The organism is Actinotignum saccati, assembly GCF_051265055.1.
GTDB lineage: Bacteria > Actinomycetota > Actinomycetes > Actinomycetales > Actinomycetaceae > Actinotignum.
On record NZ_JBOZCC010000001.1, the window covers coordinates 306,869 to 324,015 of the forward strand.

Sequence of the window (17,147 nt, forward strand, 5' to 3'; positions counted from 1 at the left end):
GAGGCTAGGAGCGCACCGCGGCGGCAATCCAGCTGGCGGTATTCTCCACCTGCCACGGGCGGGCCCCCAGTTCAGCCAGCGCATCGCCAATGGCGGGAGCGGTGCGCGCCACCCGGTGGCGCAAGAGGCGCGCCAGTTCGCGCTGCACGGCCGGTTTGAGAAGCACATCGTGGCGGATACCTAAGTCCGCCGCGCGTTCCTGAACGGCGCCGCGCACGTGATCGAGCAGGTGCGGAATGCCGCGTTCGGCACGCCGAGCGGGGCGGGCCGGTGCCAGTTCGGGAAGCTCGGAACTCGGCAGCGCCCAGGCCTTCGCTACCGCCTGCCACAGGGCCGGCGCTAAGTACTGTTTGCCTCCGCTGCGCAGCGGCCGGGAGGTACGCACATCGGCCAGGGAGCGCGGGCGGCGACGCGCGAGGGCAGCGATATCGGAGCGAGAGAGCACCAGGTCGGGGGCGGTATCGGTGGTGCGGGCAATGCGATCCCGCTCCTGCCACAGGGCCCGCACCAGGGCAAGATCACGGCGGGAAGAAAAATCTTGGCGGTGGGTGGCGCGCCGCCACGGCTCCGCGGGCGCGGCTTTGGGCGGCCGGGTGCGGATCTCTTCAAATTCTTGGGCCGCCCACTCCAAGCGCCCGACCCGCTCCAGGCGCTCAAGCTGCACCTCGCGCAGAGGCGCGAGCAATTCCACATCGAGGGCGGCATAGGAACGCAGGTCATCAGCGAGCGGGCGTTCGGACCAATCCGCCTGCGAATGCTCTTTCGCCAGGAGCAACCCCAAATTTTCCGCCAGCTGAGTCTGTAAGGAAATATGCTCATCACCCAACAGCAGCGCGGCCACCTCGGTATCAAAAAGTTTGCCCGGCCCCGGGCGTAAACCGAGATCCCCCAGGGAAGGCAAATCCTGATCGGCGGCGTGCAAAATCCATACGGTATCCGCAAGAATCCCGGCCAGTTCCGGGTAATATTCCTCGTTTCCGATTGGATCGCACAGCAGCGTTCCCGAGCCCTCGCGGCGCAGTTGTATCAGGTAGGCCCGGGCTGAATAGCGGATACCCATGGCGCGTTCCACATCCACGGCCACGGGGCCGCTGCCGCGCCGCAGCCTCGTGAGCGCGGGGCGATAGGCGGAGCCGGTGGTGAGCGGCGGGATACCTTCGCGCGGGGTATCCACATGAATCAGGGTGGGATCCTCGCTCCAGCGAATAGAAGAAGACGTCATAACCTCACAACTGCTCAGACTAGGGGCCGCGGTTAATACTAGCGGGCCTGCGCGGGCGCGGGGCTGCCACGCGCAGGGGCGCCACTTCCTAGCGAGATTACCCCTAGCGGGCTGGCAGCGCCGTCGTTCCTTCCGGAGCTAAACCGCAAGCGAGCGCAATAAAATCCGCCCACGCCCGCACGTGATGATAAAGATCGGGGCTGCTCGGGGTCCAGGAAGCCCGCAATTCCAGTTCGGTGAGGGAGGAGGAAAGCTCCAGCCCGCCGAAAGTTTCGTTATACATGCGGGTGACGGTGCCGACCAGGTGGTGGTAATCAGCGCCGTGCGCATCCAGGGTATCGGCCAGCCACGCCCAGGCAACTTCGCCGAGCAGCGGATCGCCGGCCATGGCCGTATCCATCGGCGCCCCCATATGGCACACAATCCGGAAAGTTCCGTGCCAGGCCTCCTGACCGGCCGGGTCGTGCAGCACCACGAAACGTGCCCCGCCGCGATAGCTTTCCGGCTCCATCGCCGTCGAATCATTAATCTCAGCCTGCAGCGCAACCGCCCACGGAGCAATGCGTTTGGGGGGCGGTATCTGCACGATGTGCAGCTCGGGACGAAACTCGTGCCCGCGCAGGCTATCGAGCGCGGTGAGGAAGTCCTCGGGTGCATGAATCTGAGACACGCTCATTACCGTAATGCGCCCGCGCGCGGGTTTTAGCCAGGCGCGCCGCGCAGGTAGGATGGCGGCATGTCTACACTCTCGCTGTCGCGGATCGATGACACCACCTACCTGGACCTGGCTGCCGGCCACGGCCTGCCCCTCGAGCAGCTGCCCGCCTGGGACCGTTACGAGGATGCCCTGCCCGGCCACGCACCGTTCGGGCGTTTCCTGTGGCGCGATAGCGCAGGTGCGGCGCGTGCCCTTATTTCTCTGACCCGGATGGAAGGGCGCGGTTTCACCTACCTGTGGGCGAAAAAAGGCCCGGTGTGGCTCGGGGAACGGCCCGCGGCCGCGGAAGAACTGGAGTTCCGCACCGCGCTGGCGCAGCTGGTGCGGAGCGCGGATCGCAGCCTCGCCTTCATGCGGATTCACGCCTGGCACCCGGCTCCGGACCTGCACGAATTACTGCAAACGGTCACCTATGATCGCACCGTTATGGTCGACGTCGCACGCCCGGATGCGGAGATCCGGGCGAGTTTCTCCAAGTCGGGGCGCCGCCAAGCACGTAAAGCCGAGGCGGAGGGCCTGGAATTTTGCGATGAAACGGAGCGGGCCCGGGAGGTTTTCCCGGAGCTATACGCCATTCTCACCGAAACGGCCAGCCGGGATGATTTCGGGGCGGCACCCATGAGCCAATACGTGACCATGCTGGAATCCCTGGGCCCGGAACACGCCCGGCTTTTCGTGGCGCGCGCGGAGGGGCGGGCGCTGGCCTGGCAGATTGTGCTCGCTACCGATGACCTCGGGGAAGCCTATTACGCGGCAACCAGCGCGGAGGCTCGCCAGCGCCACGCCTCCATGTTTATGGATCTGCACACCATAACGTGGCTGCGGGAAACCGGGCGGAAAGCTTATGACCTGATGGGGGTGCATTCGGAGCGCGCCCCGCAATTGGAAGGCGTGACCGGCTACAAACAAAAATTCGCTGCCGAGTTCACCGAGGTGGCCGGTGCCTGGGATGTGCCGTTGCGCCCGCGCTACTACCGCGGTCTCAAGCTGGCTCTGCGCGCTAAGCGCGCCGCGGTGGGGGCGGTGCGCGGCGTGCGCGAACGCCTGGGCCGGCGCGCATAGGCACAGCTTCCTAGCCTCCGAGTCTCCTGGCCTCCTCAGCGCGGGCCGCGCCCCGCGGCTAGGCGGCATCGGGGGTGCAGGGGCTGTTGAGGTAATACGGGCTGTTGAGGCGGTAGGGGCTGAGTACCGCGAAACCGGGTCCGGAAAAATCAACATAGGATTCGGCCACGCTCACGCTACCCCAGGTGAGGAGCGTGTGGAGGTGGCCCGCCTCGAGCGGCAGCTGCACACGAGTGGGATGCGCGGCCGCGGTGGCGGTTTCTTCCGCTTGCGTTTCACCTGGTTTATTGGCAAGTGTTTCGCTTGGGAGCGGGGAGGCCGCGCCTATATGGAATACCACGAAACTGTCCCCGCGCCGGTAATACCCCGCCTCACCCAGGCGCACGATCTCCGAATCTTCCCGGTCGGGGGAAGAAAAATCGGGGTGTTCGCGCCGTAGCCGCAGCAGTTCCCGGGTCGCCTCGAGATAGCGAGCATGGGAGGGCTCCTCGAGCTCCGCCCAGTCCAGGTGCGAGCGCGTGAACGTGGAAAGCGCCTGCGGCGGGGGAATCTGGCCGGCATGCTCACCCCAATCCCAGTCGCTAAATTCCGCAATCCGTCCCGCGTCCACACGTTCCCCCAGCTCCGGAGTGTGATCGGTGAAGAATTGGAAGGGCGCACAAGCACTCCACTCCTGCCCCATAAAAAGGAGGGGCGTGAAGGGGGAGAGCAGCATGAGCGCATCAGCAACGATGGTGTGTTCTGCACTCAAGGTAGAGGAGCGCCTGTCACCCAGGGCTCGGTTACCCACCTGGTCGTGGTTTTCGGTGTAGGCGAGGAAACGGCGCGAATCAAGCGCATCGGGCACCGGGGCACCCCAGTTCTGCTTGCGGAAACTAGAGAAATTACCGTCGTGCACGAAGACGCGGCGCATGGCTTTTTCCAGGGCGCCGGGGAGCGCAAAATCCCCGTAATAGGCGAAATGTTCCCCGGTCACATAGACATGCAGGGCATGGTGGATATCATCAGCCCACTGCATATCCATACCGTAGCCGCCCGCCCTTGTGGGGCGCAGCATCCTCACATCATTGAGATCGGATTCTGCCACGAGGGCGATATGCCGGCCGGTCTGCGCGGCGAAAGCCGCGGCGGCGTCGGATAAATCCGCGAGAATATGTTTATTGGAGCGGTCCTGGATCGCGTGGACGGCGTCAAGCCGAAAAATATCCACGTGGTAATCACGGGCCCACTGGAGCATATTGTCAATAAAATAACGCCGCACCGGGCCGGAATCCGGGCCGTCCACGTTCACGCCCGGGCCCCACACCGAAGAATAGCGATCCGTGGTGTAGGGGCCGAACTCCGCTAAGAAATTCCCGTCGGGTCCGAAATGGTTGTAGACCACGTCGAGGCATACTGCCAGGCCAGCGTGATGCGCAGCCTCCACGAACCGTGCGAAACCCGCCGGACCGCCGTAATTTTCGGTGACTGCATAGATATCGACGCCGTCGTAGCCCCAATTGCGGGTGCCGGGCACCGGGCAAATCGGCATGACCTCCACGATATCCACCCCGAGCTCGCGCAGATACCCAAATTTTTGCGCCGCCGCATCGAAGGTGCCCTCCGGGGTGAAGGTGCCAATATGCATTTCGTAAAAAACCTTGCCGAGCGGATCCACCCCGGGGAAGGGCGATAACTCGAAGGCATCGAGATCAACAATTTCGGAGGGCCCCATGACGCCCTCGGGCTGGCGCCGGGTGCGCGGATCGGGCAGCCCCATCCCGTCATCCAGACTGATGCGGTAGCGGGTGCCGGCCGGCAGGGGAGTATCGAGGATCCACCATCCCGGCCCGCTGGCCAGGGCCGCGCCGTCGCGCCCCGCGCGCGCTGCCGCAATATCCGCAGCGGTGACCGGCCGGAAGGGGAGGCGCTCCTCGCCTACCAGGGCCTCGACTCTCGTGCGCCCCGGCGCCCAGACGCTCAGCGGTTCCATTAATCGGTGCTCCCTCCGGCGTCGGACCCGCAGGTCTCAGCGCGAACGTACACCGCCACCGGCAGATTCGCGCAGGCATCACGAACAAAGAGCTGGGGCCCTTCAACCTCGCCTTCCTCCAGCACACTGCGCCAACGCCCGGGCGGGAGCACGATATGCGCATCGCCCCAGCCCCCGGCCACCTCCTGGCGGTGCGCGAGGCGCGCGACCACCACGACCACATCCGGCTCCCCATCCAGGGTGCGGGTAAAAGCAAAAATATTGCCAGTGGTAACCGCGAGTGGCTCATAGCCCGAACGTAGCGAAACGAAAGTATCCGGGCGGTCGCGGCGCAGGCGCAGGAGGCGCGAGGTCACCCACATTTTTTCTTCATCGACGCTCGCCTGCGCGGGGAGTGCCCCGGCGCTATCGAGCTGCTCGAGCATGCTGGCGAGCCGCGGGTAATTCACCGGGCGGCGGTTATCCGGATCCACCAGCAGATTGCGGGTGATTTCCTCCCCCTGATAGGTATCGGGTACCCCGATCAGTGTGAGGGCCAGAACCTTCGCGGCGAGGATACGAGCGCGGCGCGTCGGGCGGGTATGTTCCCACCAGGCCGTGAGCTCAGCCACCGATTCCGGGGTGGAAATAACCGAGCGTGCATAAGCAAAAAGCCCGGTTTCCAGTGCTTCATCCGGTTCGGTCCAGGTGGTCCAAGATTTTTGTTCCCGGGCAGCCTTGCGCAGGTAGTCAATGAGGCGATCAGCTTCGATAGGCCCGTTATCCGTCCAGGTTCCCATAATGGTTTGCCACATGAGGTTCTCGATCTGGCCATCGAGTTCCGCCGGGCGGGAGGCTGCGTGCCGTTCGCGCAGCCGTTCCAGGAGCTCCAGCCATTCGGTGGGGTAATCCGCCAGGGTGGCAATAGCGGCGCGGGTATCTTCCCCGCGTTTCGTATCATGAGTGGTGAGCGTGGTCATCATCACGGGCCAATCGGCCATCATCTGCCGGGTCCAGGTATGCAGCTCATCGGGGGTTAGTGAGGCGCGCAGCGGATCGGATCCCACCTCGGTTGCCGAGGTAAGCGCGGTATACCGATAAAAAGCGGTATCCTCCACGCCCTTGGCCATAACCGCACCGCACACCTGCTGGAAGCGGATAATCGCCTCGTTTCGGGAAGCATCATGGCGTTTCGTCGCCGAACCGATTTCCCGCCCGAGCAAAATATCAACAACAACGTCCAGGGTTTCGCACCGGTCTTCGGAGAGCAGGCCCCGGGCGCGTTCGGCGGCTTCAAGCAGCGCAGTTTCAGCGCTGGCATGCGCTTTCTCCCCGGGAACTACGTAGGCCCGGTACCGGTCCATGCAGATGACGAGCGCGGAGACCGCATCGTACAAGGACCGCTGGGAATGGTCCCGCAGGCGCAGATCATCACGGCACACTTCCGCCATGAGCCGCGCCATCCGCTCCACTTCCGCCTGGAGGGAGGAATGCATAATCTGGCTTTTCGCTTCGCGCTCGAGGACCGGATACGGCTGGGTGGTATGGGAAAGATGCACGAAATTCGCGGTGAGGGCACGCACGCCCTCCGGGTCGGTCAGCAGCGCCCCGATACGCCACGAAGCCTCGTAGCCGGTACACCCCGCGCACTTCCAATCCGAAGGCAGCTTTTCGTCACCCTCCAGGATTTTCTCCGCCACGATCCACGCCCCGCCGGTCGCTTCGTGCAGACGCTCCATATACTGACGCGGATCGGCCAGCCCATCGGGATGATCGATCCGGAAAGCATCAATGAAGCCGGCGTGGAACAGCTCGAGCAGCAGCGCGTGGGAAGCCTGAAATACCTCCGGATCCTCCACCCGGATCCCGGCCAGGGTATCCACATCGAAAAACCGCCGGTAATTGAGTTCTTCCTCAGCGACCCGCCAATAGGCAAGCCGATAGTACTGGCGTTGCAGCAGTTCTGCCAGCGGCAGAAATTCGGTGCCTTTCCGGACCGGGTAAACGTGGTCATAGTAGCGCAAGACGGGAACTGCGCCGTCGTTCTCATAACCCGGTACGACGACGTGATCGAGGCTAATCGCCTCCCGGGCGAGCGCGGTACCCACCCGTTCGCCGAGCACCGGGATGAGGATCCCATCGTCGCTGGACTCCACGTCAATATCGAACCAGGAGGCATAGGGGGACTCGGGGCCGTCACGCAGCAGGGACCACATGGCGCGGTTGAGGTAGAGCGGGGTGGGCATGGCCATATGGTTGGGTACCACATCAACGACGACGCCGAGGCCGGCCGCGTGCGCGGCATTCGCAAAAGCCTCAAAACCGGCCCGCCCGCCCATCGGCTCGGAAATCCGGGTGTGATCCACCACGTCATAGCCGTGCGTGGAACCCGGGGCGGCCTGGAGAATGGGGGAGCAGTACACATCGGTAATCCCGAGCTGCACCAGGTAGGGGAGCAGGGCGGTGGCATCCGCGAAGGTGAAGTGGGGACCGAGTTGCAGCCGGTACGTGGACACGGGCTGGCGCCGCCCGGCGCTAGGCACGTGGGAACGTAGAGCTGGAATACTGGAGGTGTCAGTGATTGCGGTCATACTTTCGAGCTTAGCGCACGGCCTGCGGAGTTTTCTGGGCGCCGGCCAGGGCGTCGTCGATATCTTCCTCGGACGGCTCATGCACGAAGACGCGCAGGGAGCGCCCGATCACGATGGTGGTATCCCCGGAGGCGAAGACGATCTGGGGATTGACCTCCGCCGCGGTATTAACCACTTCCGTCCACTCGCGGTCATAGACACCGCCCGGGATGGCGAACTCAACTTCGTCGTCGCCGGCATTGAACATGAGGAGAACATCATCATCAATAATCGGGTTGCCGCGCTCATCGGGTTCGCGGATACCCGCACCGTTGAGGAACACCATGAGGGCTCGCGCGAAACCGGAATCCCAATCGGAATCTTCCATCTGGCTGGAATCGGGGCGGAACCATTCGATTTCCGGCAGGCAGCCTTCGCATACCGGGTCGAAACCGGCCACGAAGCGCCGGCGCCGGAACACCGGGTGATTCTTGCGGAAAGCAATAGCAGCCCGCGTGAATTGCAGAATATCCATCTGGCGGTCATCGAGATCCCAATCCATCCACGCGATCTCATTGTCCTGGCAGTAGGTGTTGTTATTACCGCCCTGGGTGCGCCCAATTTCATCACCGTGAGAAATCATGGGAACGCCTTGGGAGAGTAGCAGGGTGGAGATGAAATTACGGATTTGGCGTTCGCGCAGGTCGAGGATTTCGGGATTATCCGTGGGGCCTTCTTCCCCGCAATTCCAGGAGCGGTTATTCGATTCGCCATCCGCGTTGTTTTCACCATTGGCCTCATTGTGCTTCTCGTTATAAGAAACTAGATCACGCATGGTGAAACCATCGTGGGCGGTCACGAAATTAATGGAAGCGAAGGGGCGGCGCCCGGAGGATTCATACAGGTCCGCGCTGCCCGTTAGGCGGGAGGCGAATTCCGGCAGTGCGGCCGGTTCCCCGCGCCAGAAATCACGCACGGTATCACGGTACTTTCCGTTCCATTCCGTCCACAACGGCGGGAAGCCACCCACCTGGTAGCCGCCTTCGCCCACATCCCAGGGTTCAGCGATGAGTTTGACCTGGGAAATAATGGGATCCTGCTGGATGATGTCAAAGAAGGAAGAAAGCTTATCCACCGCGTGGAGTTCGCGAGCCAGGGTGGAAGCCAAATCGAAACGGAAACCATCCACATGCATTTCCGTCACCCAGTACCGCAGCGAATCCATAATGAGCTGGAGGGTATGCGGGGAGGTCATATTCAGGGAGTTCCCGGTCCCGGTGGTATCGAAATAGTGCCGCGGATCATCTGGGACCAGGCGGTAGTAGGAGCGGTTATCAATACCCTTGAAGGACAGGGTGGGGCCCATGTGGTTCCCCTCCGCCGTGTGGTTGTACACCACGTCCAGGATGACCTCAATATCGGCTTCGTGGAAAGCTTTGACCATGGCCTTAAACTCATCGACCTGCTCCCCGCGCGAGCGGGTGGCGTAACCATCGTGGGGTGCAAAGAAACCGATGGTGTTATAACCCCAGTAATTGCTCAGGCCCCGATCCTGGAGCGAGGTGTCATTGATGAACTGGTGTACCGGCATGAGCTCAATAGCCGTCACCCCCAGGGAGGTGAAGTAATCGAGAACGGGCGGGTGGGTGAGGCCCTGGTAGGTACCGCGTAATTCTTCGGGAACATCCGGGTGGCGCTGGGTGAATCCCTTCACGTGCGTCTCATAAATAATGGTCTCGTTATATTCATGCTTGGGTGGGCGGTCATAGCCCCAATCGAAGTAGGGGCTGATGACCACGGAGACCGGCACGTGGCCCAGTGAATCCAAGGTGCACGGTTGCGAGGGATTGTTGAAGTCATAGGAAAAGACTTCCTGAGCATTGGTGATATTGCCTTCGATGGCTTTGGCGTAGGGATCCAGGAGGAACTTGGAAGGATCGCAACGCAGGCCCTGAGCCGGATCGTAGGGGCCGTAGACGCGGTATCCGTAACGCTGCCCGGGCCGAATTGAGGTGAGGTAACAATGCCAGACATTGGCATCAACTTCCCGCAGTTCCACGCGGGTTTCTTTGTTGTTATCGTCAAGCAGGCAGAGTTCGATTTTCTCAGCCACGGAGGAGTAGATCGCGAAATTCGTGCCGGTGCCGTCGAAAGTAGCGCCCAGCGGATACGGGTGTCCAGGCCAAATTCTCATACCTGAGTATCTCATACGAAAATGGGAATCTACTGAAAATCTAGCGAGACGGTGGGCGATACTGGGTTCGAACCAGTGACCTCTTCGGTGTGAACGAAGCGCTCTACCACTGAGCTAATCGCCCGGGCGACCGTAACGGCCCGTGCATCACGCAAGCTTATAGGGGGCGGGCGGGGAAACTCAAATTTAACTAACGTGGTGTGCACCTCACTGCCTCGGTTTGACCGGGTGCGCGGAATGTCGCTATAGTTTTTCGATGTCATCGACGTCGCCGCGGCGGTTCCCGCCACGGTTAACCCGGCCAGCGCGGCTTGGTTAGTGATTGTTGATCGGCCACGCGGATGTAGCTCAGTTGGTAGAGCGCAACCTTGCCAAGGTTGAGGTCGCGGGTTCGAGCCCCGTCATCCGCTCGGATGTGAAGAAAGGCAAAGCGGCACACGTGCCCATACTCCTCTCACGTATCCGGACGGTGGGTTGGCCGAGAGGCGAGGCAACGGCCTGCAAAGCCGTGTACACGGGTTCGAATCCCGTACCCACCTCGCGGGCGATTGGCGCAGCGGGAGCGCGCTTCCCTGACACGGAAGAGGTCACTGGTTCGATCCCAGTATCGCCCACCACTATTTCCTTGCAGCGCCATTTTGACCCGGCTCTCACGGTTGGGTAAGCTAGTGGCTCGCTGTGAAACAGTGCGGATGTAGCTCAGTTGGTAGAGCGCAACCTTGCCAAGGTTGAGGTCGCGGGTTCGAGCCCCGTCATCCGCTCGGGCGATTGGCGCAGCGGGAGCGCGCTTCCCTGACACGGAAGAGGTCACTGGTTCGATCCCAGTATCGCCCACCATATTTATTCACCGCATATCGCCCTCCGTACCCACGTCCGACCGAAATCAAAGTGCAACGGCAGCTACGTTAAGAAATTGTTTTGATGTCGTGGGGTTGCATCCTGTGGCGCCCACTGTCGTGAGGTTGCATTCTGTGGGGGCCGATGTGGTGTGGTTGCATCCTGTGGGGTCCGATGTCGTCAGGTTGCTTTTTATGGGCACCACCGCTCACATCGTCCATGCTTGTCCGTGTCGAGCGGGTGATCGCACCAGCGCCAGCTAACCGAATGCCTAGGAAGTAAATGACCAAAGTCCCGGGTGTCCGCCTCAAGCTGGAAGCAATCATGCCATGAGCGTAAAAGCGCGCAACCATGCGGGAAAGCGGCGTCGTCGTGCGGAAAAAGCAGGTGAAAAAAGAACGGTGCACAGCCCTGCGTTAGGTCTTCCTGACTATATTTTCCGCAATCAAGCGGGTAGACCTATAGACGTAAACGAAAGGATGGATCAATGGCCGAAAAAGTTGTTATCGATGCTCTTCAGCGCACGCTGACCGATCTTATTGACCTCTCCCTGCAAGCCAAGCAGTACCACTGGAATATTCAGGGTGCGCGTTTCCGCGCCCTCCACCTCGCTCTTGATGAAGTTGTGTCCGTGACCCGCACCGACCTTGATGAGGTTGCTGAGCGCATTGCCACCATCGGGGGCTTCCCGGATGGTCGGGCCGTGACCGTCGCCAAGGAAAGCGGTCTGGATGATGCGGGTACCGGTCCCTTCAATGTGGACGATGTTTACACCGTGATGGCGGAGAAGCTCTACGGGGCCTCCCGGCGCATCCAGAATGACCTGTCCAAGGTGGACGAAGCCGATCCGCTCAGCGGTGACCTGCTCATCGGGGTCGCCCGCAACCTGGAGCTGCAGGGCTGGTTCATGAAGGCCGCCTCGGTCGAAAACTAAATCGCTCGCGCTGACGGGCGCACGCCGGCGGCTAGCGCGCGTCGGCACCGCGCCGCGCCGCAGCCGTGACTCATAGCGAAGGGGACCATCTCACCAGGCGTGAGGTGCGTCCCCTTCGCCGTGTTCGCGGTAGGGCCGGCCGGGCGGGCCCGAAGCGAAACAGGTATCCTGGTGGGCGGGCATCCCCGGTCTGGATGCCGTGAAAAATAGAACTAAGGAGAAAACTATGCCCGCACGTCTATCCGTGGACGGCACCCTCGTCACCCTTGACGAACCGTGCCCGGGAACCGCCTACTTCGCCGCGGATCGCGCGATTGTCGCCCTGAAAGTTAACGGGGAACTCAAGGATTTGGCCACGGATTTGACCACGCTGGACGGTGCCGAGGTGGAAACCGTGCGCATCGACTCCCCGGACGGGCTCAATATTCTCCGCCATTCCGCCACCCACGTGCTGGCCCAGGCAGTCCAGCAGATCTACCCGGATGCGAATCTGGGCATCGGCCCCTTCATCGAGGATGGCTTCTACTACGATTTCGGCAATATTGATCCGGTTACCCCGGAGATGCTGAAAGAGCTCGAAAAGCGCATGAAGCGCATCGTCAAGGAAAATCAGCGTTTCGTGCGCCGTGAAGTCACCGAGGAAGAAGCGCGCCAGGAAGAAGCCTCCCAGCCCTACAAGCTTGAGCTCATCACCACCAAGGGCCACGATGCGGACGGTGCCAGCGTGGAAGTGGGCCACGGCGGGCTCACCATGTACGACAATGTGAACCGCCACGGCGATGTGGTGTGGACCGATCTGTGCCGCGGGCCTCACCTGCCTTCCACCAAGTTCATCGGCAACGGTTTCGCGCTCACCCGCGCCTCGGCCGCCTACTGGAAGGGCGATCAGAATAACGATCACCTCCAGCGCATTTACGGCACCGCCTGGCCGAGCAAAGAAGAACTGGATGCCTACCAGACCCGCATTGCCGAAGCGCAGCGCCGGGACCACCGCCGGCTGGGCACCGAACTCGACCTGTTCTCCTTCCCCGATGAAATTGGTTCCGGGCTTCCGGTATTCCATCCCAAGGGCGGCATTATCCGCATGGAAATGGAAAATTACTCCCGCCAGCGTCATATTGAAGCCGGCTACGATTTCGTCAATACCCCGCATATCACCAAGGGGCAGCTCTTCCAAACCTCCGGGCATCTGTCCTGGTACAAGGACGGCATGTTCCCGGCCATGCGGGTGGATGAGGACCAGGATTACTACCTCAAGCCGATGAACTGCCCCATGCACTCCCTGATTTATAAGGCGCGCGGGCGCTCCTACCGCGATCTGCCGCTGCGGCTCTTCGAATTCGGGACGGTCTACCGCTATGAAAAGTCCGGTGTTATCCACGGCCTCACCCGCGCCCGCGGCTTCACGCAGGATGACGCCCATATTTACACCACCCGCGAGCAGATGCGCGAGGAACTTTCCTCCCTGCTCACTTTCGTGCTGTCCCTCCTCAAGGACTACGGCCTCAACGATTTCTACCTGGAACTGTCCACGAAGGACCCCAAGAAGTTCATCGGGGATGATGCCCTCTGGGAAGAAGCCACCCGCACCCTGGAAGAAGTGGCGCTCTCCTCAGGCCTAGAACTGGTGCCCGATCCGGAAGGTGCGGCGTTCTACGGCCCCAAGATCTCGGTGCAGGCCCGCGACGCTATCGGCCGCACCTGGCAGATGTCCACCATCCAGCTTGATTTCAACCTCCCCGAGCGTTTCGGGCTGGAATACACCGCGCCGGACGGCTCGCGCCAGCGCCCGGTTATGATCCACCGGGCCCTCTTCGGTTCCATCGAACGCTTCCTGGGCGTGCTGGTTGAGCACTACGCCGGGGCTTTCCCCGCCTGGCTCGCCCCCGTGCAGGTGCGTCTGGTGCCGGTGGCCGAAACCTTCAACGACTACTGCGAAGATATTGCCCGGCGCCTGCGTGAGCAGCATATCCGCGCCGAAGTGGATACTTCCGATGACCGCTTCGGTAAGAAGATTCGTAACGCCGCGAAGGAGAAGATTCCCTTCACCCTCATTGCCGGTGGGGACGACGTCGATGCCGGCGCCGTGTCCTTCCGTTTCCGCGACGGCGAACAGCATAACGGGGTCGCTATTGACGAAGCGATCGCGCATATCGTGGATGTGGTACGACGGCGCGCTAACGAGCCGGAAGCGGAGAAGTTCTAATGCTCTCTCGGAGCGGGCGGCCCCTGGCCCAGGCAATTTTCGGTCCCATCGCGCGCCTGTGCGTGCGCGCGGGGATCAGCGCCGATGCCGTAACGATCACCGGGACCGTGGCGGTGGTGGCCTGCGCGCTCATCCTCTATCCCCTCGGGCACCCGGTGTGGGCCTCCTGGATTATCGGTATCACCGTGATTTTCGATAGCCTTGACGGCCAAATCGCCAGGCTCACCGGAACCGCCTCCCGCTGGGGTGCCTTCCTGGATTCCACCCTGGACCGCCTGGCAGATTCCGCGATATTCTGCGGGATCCTGCTGTGGATCGTGCGCTGGAATATCGGTGCCGGCGCGGGGCTCACCGAGTGGCTGGCCCTGGCCTGCCTGGCGGCCCTGCCGGCCGCGCTGTGTACCTCCTATGCGCGTGCCCGCGCCGAAGCTGTGGGATTCACCGCGAATGTGGGGATCAGCGAACGCGCTGACCGGCTCGTGATTGTGCTCCTCGGGGCGCTGATCACCGGCTACGGGGCGAGCGCCTGGGTGCTGCTGGTGGCCCTGGCCTACCTCGCGGTAGCCGGGTGGATTACGGTGGCCCAGCGCATGGTGACCGTTTACCGGCAGTCCCGCGTAGCCGCAACGCAGACCCGCGCCGAGCACGGTGCCGATGAATGCGTCGCCGGTGATCTGAATTACAGTGAGCGAAATACCGGTGAGCGGGCCGGCCAGGGGAGCGGCCAGTGAATCTCGGCAATCTTCTTTTCCGCGCCACCGGGGCGGTGGCCCGGCTCCCCGAACCGGTGGGCCGCGGCCTCTTCGCCGCGGTGGGGACGGTCGCCGGAACCCTGCCGCTGCGCGGAACCCAGCAGCTGCGCCGCAACCTGGCGCGGGTACGGCCAGATATGCGCGGGCGCGCTGCCCGCCGGCTGAGCCGTGCGGCCATGCGTTCCTATATGCGTTACTATTACGAAGCTCTGCGGCTGGGAACCTGGGAAGCTGATGATTTCGCGGCGCGGGTTATCGAGGACGGCCTGGATTCCGCCCGCGCGGAATTCGCCCGCGGCCACTCCCTCATCGGTGCACTCATGCACATGGGGAATTGGGATATGGCCGGGGCCTGGTCGCGCTATTTCCTCGCCCCCGTGCACACCCTGGTCGAAAAGCTCGAACCGGCCGAGGTATTCGAGCGCTTCGTGCGCCTGCGTGAAAATATTGGGATGGTTATCTATCCCGTGGTCAAAGGCGGTGGGGCCATTCACCGCCTCGCGGAGGACACCCGGCAGGGCCCCATTCTGGCCCCGGTTCTCGCGGATCGTGACCTTACCGCTTCCGGGGTGGAAGTGGAATTCTTCGGGGAGAAGATGCTCGCCGCGGCCGGACCGGCCATTCTTGCCATAGATACCGGCTGCGCCGTCGTTCCTATTTTTTCCTACTACGTGAAAAAGGAACGTACCCGGGCCGTACCCACCCGGTGGCGCATGGTGTTGCGCAGCGGCGCACCTATCCGCGCCCGTGTGGATGCCGCGGCCTCCCCGCGCGAGCGCCACGCGGACATCGCGCGCATCACCCAGGAATGGGTCGCGGCTTTTGAAAGCGTGCTGGTCGAGCACCCCGAGGACTGGCATATGCTCCAGCCCGTTTTCGTTGCCGATTTGGATCCCGAGCGCTACCGTACCAACCGTGAGAAAGCCGCCCGGGAGCTCGCGCGCCGGCAAGCAGAGTACGACGCGAAGGAAGGAACGCCGTGAACATCGGGATTGCCTGCCCCTATTCGTGGGACGTGCCCGGGGGAGTGGGATTCCATATCCGGGATCTAGCCGAGGAACTCATCGCCCGCGGGCACAGTGTTTCGGTGATCGCTCCGAGTGAAGAAAACGAGGCACTGCCCGATTACGTGGTGCCGGTGGGTGCCTCCGTGGCGATTCCCTATAACGGTTCGGTGGCGCGCCTCTCCTTCGGGCCGCGCGTCAATCGGGCGGTGCGGCGCTGGCTACGCGACGGGAATTTCGATGTGCTCCACGTGCACGAACCCTTCGTTCCCTCCGTGTCGATGCTCGCGCTCATGAGCGCGGAATGCCCGGTGGTCTCCACCCACCACACCGCCATGGATCGCTCCCGGGCTTTCGACCTTTTCTCCCCGGTGCTGCGCCCCATCCTGGAGAAAATCCAGGCGCGGATCGCGGTTTCCCAAGAAGCACGCCGCACCACCGTGCAATATTTAGGCGGGGACGCTTTTATTATTCCCAACGGCGTGTACACCGCGGATTTCGAGGTGCCGCGCGATGCCCGCTTCACCGGAACGCCCGATTCGCCCACCTTCGGATTCCTCGGCCGCCTGGACGAACCGCGCAAGGGCCTGCCCGTACTGGCCGCCGCAGCCCCGCTCATCCTGCGCGACTATCCGCAAGCGCGCTTCTTCGTGGCCGGGAAAGGCGATGAGGCAGCCGCCCGGGAACTCTTCGGGGAGGCGGCCGCTCAGGTGACCTTCCTCGGGCCGGTCAGCGATGCTGATAAAGCCGCGATGCTCGCCAGTGTGGACCTCTACGTTGCCCCTAATACCGGCGGTGAATCCTTCGGAATTATTCTTATCGAAGCGATGAGCGCGGGCGGCTTCGTGCTCGCCTCGGATATTCCCGCCTTCCGCGCGGTGCTGGGCGGGGGAACCTTCGGGGATCACTTCGCCAATGAAGACCCGGAGGATCTGGCTCGGGTTGCGCTGGCGGCTTTGCGTGATCCGCAACGCCGGGCCCGGGTAGCCCAGGCCGGCCAAGCCGAAGCCCAGCGTTACGACTGGTCCACGGTGGCCTCTCAAGTTTTCGCCGTGTACGAAACCGCGGTCCGTACCGCCCAGATGGAGGTAGAGCAGTGAATCTTTGGTGGTCCCTTGCCCTTCTCGCCGGTGTGGTGCTCCTTCTGCTCGGGTTCAGCGCGGCTCTGGCGGCCCGCCGCCTCGACCGCCTCCACACCACTCTTCTGAAATCCCGCCGGGCGGTGGAACAGGCCCTCGCTGCCCGGGCCCGCACCGCCTACGATATGGCGATGTCCGGGGAGCTGGATATGGCCGGGGCCCTTATCCTCACCGATAGTGCGCAGCGGGTACTTTCTGCTTCCATGCTCCCGGTGGTGGCGGACGGATTGGAGGCCCTGCCCGGTGATATGCGCGCAGATCTGCCCGATCCGGCGGTGGCCGCCCGGGAGCGGCGCGCGGTGGAATCCGAGCTTTCCCGTGCCCTGCGCCTCACCGTGGATGAGCTGGACCCGAACGATATCACCGATGCGGCGGCCCGCGAATTTTACCGGCGCTTGGAGCGCGCCCGCCTCGATGTGCGCATGACGCGCTCCTTCCATAATTCGCATGTGGATCAGGCCCGCCGGGTACGCAATTCCCGGGTTCTCTCCATTTTCCCCATTGCCGGGCACGCACCGGTCCCGCAAACCATCGATATTGATGATGAATAAGAGCACC

At 62.7% G+C, this 17,147-nt stretch carries 12 protein-coding genes and 6 tRNA genes; 12 read left to right on the forward strand and 6 right to left on the reverse strand.

The genetic code is table 11. The features are described 5' to 3' along the window. Positions 1-4 precede the first annotated feature (4 nt). Both ACRQEC_RS01265 and ACRQEC_RS01270 read right to left on the reverse strand, forming a co-directional pair. Positions 5-1,222: an HRDC domain-containing protein gene (locus tag ACRQEC_RS01265; protein WP_284889533.1), complete on the reverse strand. Its 1,218-nt coding sequence runs from the start codon at positions 1,220-1,222 to the stop codon at positions 5-7. 103 nt (positions 1,223-1,325) lie between these two features. After that, positions 1,326-1,898 carry a DUF3000 domain-containing protein gene (locus tag ACRQEC_RS01270; RefSeq protein WP_284889532.1) on the reverse strand — a complete coding sequence of 191 codons (573 nt, stop codon included), beginning with the start codon at positions 1,896-1,898 and terminating at the stop codon, positions 1,326-1,328. Positions 1,899-1,958: 60 nt separating this feature from the next. Here ACRQEC_RS01270 and ACRQEC_RS01275 point away from each other — a divergent pair, with 60 nt between their 5' ends. Further along, positions 1,959-3,002 carry a lipid II:glycine glycyltransferase FemX gene (locus tag ACRQEC_RS01275; protein ID WP_284889531.1) on the forward strand — a complete coding sequence of 348 codons (1,044 nt, stop codon included), beginning with the start codon at positions 1,959-1,961 and terminating at the stop codon, positions 3,000-3,002. A 58-nt stretch (positions 3,003-3,060) separates the two neighbouring features. Here the strand turns inward: ACRQEC_RS01275 and treZ are convergent, their stop codons facing one another. The 4 genes from treZ to ACRQEC_RS01295 form a co-directional block, all read right to left on the reverse strand. Next, positions 3,061-4,974: a malto-oligosyltrehalose trehalohydrolase gene (gene treZ, locus ACRQEC_RS01280; RefSeq protein WP_435730290.1), complete on the reverse strand. Its 1,914-nt coding sequence runs from the start codon at positions 4,972-4,974 to the stop codon at positions 3,061-3,063. Next, complete coding sequence (treY, locus tag ACRQEC_RS01285; protein WP_284889529.1) at positions 4,974-7,544, reverse strand: malto-oligosyltrehalose synthase; 2,571 nt, start codon at positions 7,542-7,544, stop codon at positions 4,974-4,976. Before treY ends, treZ begins: the two co-directional genes overlap by 1 nt. A gap of 10 nt (positions 7,545-7,554) precedes the next feature. Further along, on the reverse strand, positions 7,555-9,717 hold the full coding sequence (gene glgX / locus ACRQEC_RS01290) for a glycogen debranching protein GlgX (protein WP_284889528.1): 2,163 nt from the start codon (positions 9,715-9,717) through the stop codon (positions 7,555-7,557). 52 nt (positions 9,718-9,769) lie between these two features. Then, a tRNA-Val gene (locus ACRQEC_RS01295) sits at positions 9,770-9,841 on the reverse strand. A 213-nt stretch (positions 9,842-10,054) separates the two neighbouring features. On the opposite strand from ACRQEC_RS01295, the gene ACRQEC_RS01300 reads away from it, so the two are divergent. From ACRQEC_RS01300 to ACRQEC_RS01350, 11 genes are all read left to right on the forward strand, one after another. After that, a tRNA-Gly gene (locus tag ACRQEC_RS01300) sits at positions 10,055-10,127 on the forward strand. A gap of 58 nt (positions 10,128-10,185) precedes the next feature. Continuing rightward, positions 10,186-10,256 (forward strand) — tRNA-Cys (locus tag ACRQEC_RS01305). Positions 10,257-10,259: 3 nt separating this feature from the next. Next, a tRNA-Val gene (locus ACRQEC_RS01310) sits at positions 10,260-10,334 on the forward strand. Positions 10,335-10,405: 71 nt separating this feature from the next. After that, positions 10,406-10,478, forward strand: a tRNA-Gly gene (locus tag ACRQEC_RS01315). Between the two features lies 1 nt (position 10,479). After that, positions 10,480-10,554 (forward strand) — tRNA-Val (locus ACRQEC_RS01320). Between the two features lie 487 nt (positions 10,555-11,041). Continuing rightward, on the forward strand, positions 11,042-11,488 hold the full coding sequence (locus ACRQEC_RS01325; protein WP_284889527.1) for a Dps family protein: 447 nt from the start codon (positions 11,042-11,044) through the stop codon (positions 11,486-11,488). Between the two features lie 226 nt (positions 11,489-11,714). Continuing rightward, positions 11,715-13,694, forward strand: a complete 1,980-nt coding sequence (thrS, locus tag ACRQEC_RS01330) for a threonine--tRNA ligase (protein ID WP_284889526.1) — start codon at positions 11,715-11,717, stop codon at positions 13,692-13,694. Further along, positions 13,694-14,425 (forward strand): phosphatidylinositol phosphate synthase, encoded by a 732-nt coding sequence (gene pgsA / locus ACRQEC_RS01335; RefSeq protein ID WP_284889525.1) that lies wholly within the window; start codon positions 13,694-13,696, stop codon positions 14,423-14,425. Before thrS ends, pgsA begins: the two co-directional genes overlap by 1 nt. Beyond that, a complete protein-coding gene (locus tag ACRQEC_RS01340) occupies positions 14,422-15,429 on the forward strand; it encodes a phosphatidylinositol mannoside acyltransferase (RefSeq protein ID WP_284889524.1) in 1,008 nt (335 codons plus the stop codon). Before pgsA ends, ACRQEC_RS01340 begins: the two co-directional genes overlap by 4 nt. Next, positions 15,426-16,550 (forward strand): glycosyltransferase family 4 protein, encoded by a 1,125-nt coding sequence (locus tag ACRQEC_RS01345; protein ID WP_284889523.1) that lies wholly within the window; start codon positions 15,426-15,428, stop codon positions 16,548-16,550. Before ACRQEC_RS01340 ends, ACRQEC_RS01345 begins: the two co-directional genes overlap by 4 nt. Continuing rightward, positions 16,547-17,140: a hypothetical protein gene (locus ACRQEC_RS01350; protein ID WP_284889522.1), complete on the forward strand. Its 594-nt coding sequence runs from the start codon at positions 16,547-16,549 to the stop codon at positions 17,138-17,140. The genes ACRQEC_RS01345 and ACRQEC_RS01350 overlap by 4 nt, the downstream gene beginning before the upstream one ends. Positions 17,141-17,147 lie beyond the last annotated feature (7 nt).

Bases quoted from the DNA above. Each gene is read 5' to 3' on its own strand.
- ACRQEC_RS01265 (WP_284889533.1), bottom strand. From the start codon at position 1,222: ATGACGTCTTCTTCTATTCGCTGGAGCGAGGATCCCACCCTGATTCAT.
- ACRQEC_RS01270 (WP_284889532.1), bottom strand. From the start codon at position 1,898: ATGAGCGTGTCTCAGATTCATGCACCCGAGGACTTCCTCACCGCGCTC.
- ACRQEC_RS01275 (WP_284889531.1), top strand. From the start codon at position 1,959: ATGTCTACACTCTCGCTGTCGCGGATCGATGACACCACCTACCTGGAC.
- treZ (WP_435730290.1), bottom strand. From the start codon at position 4,974: ATGGAACCGCTGAGCGTCTGGGCGCCGGGGCGCACGAGAGTCGAGGCC.
- treY (WP_284889529.1), bottom strand. From the start codon at position 7,544: ATGACCGCAATCACTGACACCTCCAGTATTCCAGCTCTACGTTCCCAC.
- glgX (WP_284889528.1), bottom strand. From the start codon at position 9,717: ATGAGAATTTGGCCTGGACACCCGTATCCGCTGGGCGCTACTTTCGAC.
- ACRQEC_RS01325 (WP_284889527.1), top strand. From the start codon at position 11,042: ATGGCCGAAAAAGTTGTTATCGATGCTCTTCAGCGCACGCTGACCGAT.
- thrS (WP_284889526.1), top strand. From the start codon at position 11,715: ATGCCCGCACGTCTATCCGTGGACGGCACCCTCGTCACCCTTGACGAA.
- pgsA (WP_284889525.1), top strand. From the start codon at position 13,694: ATGCTCTCTCGGAGCGGGCGGCCCCTGGCCCAGGCAATTTTCGGTCCC.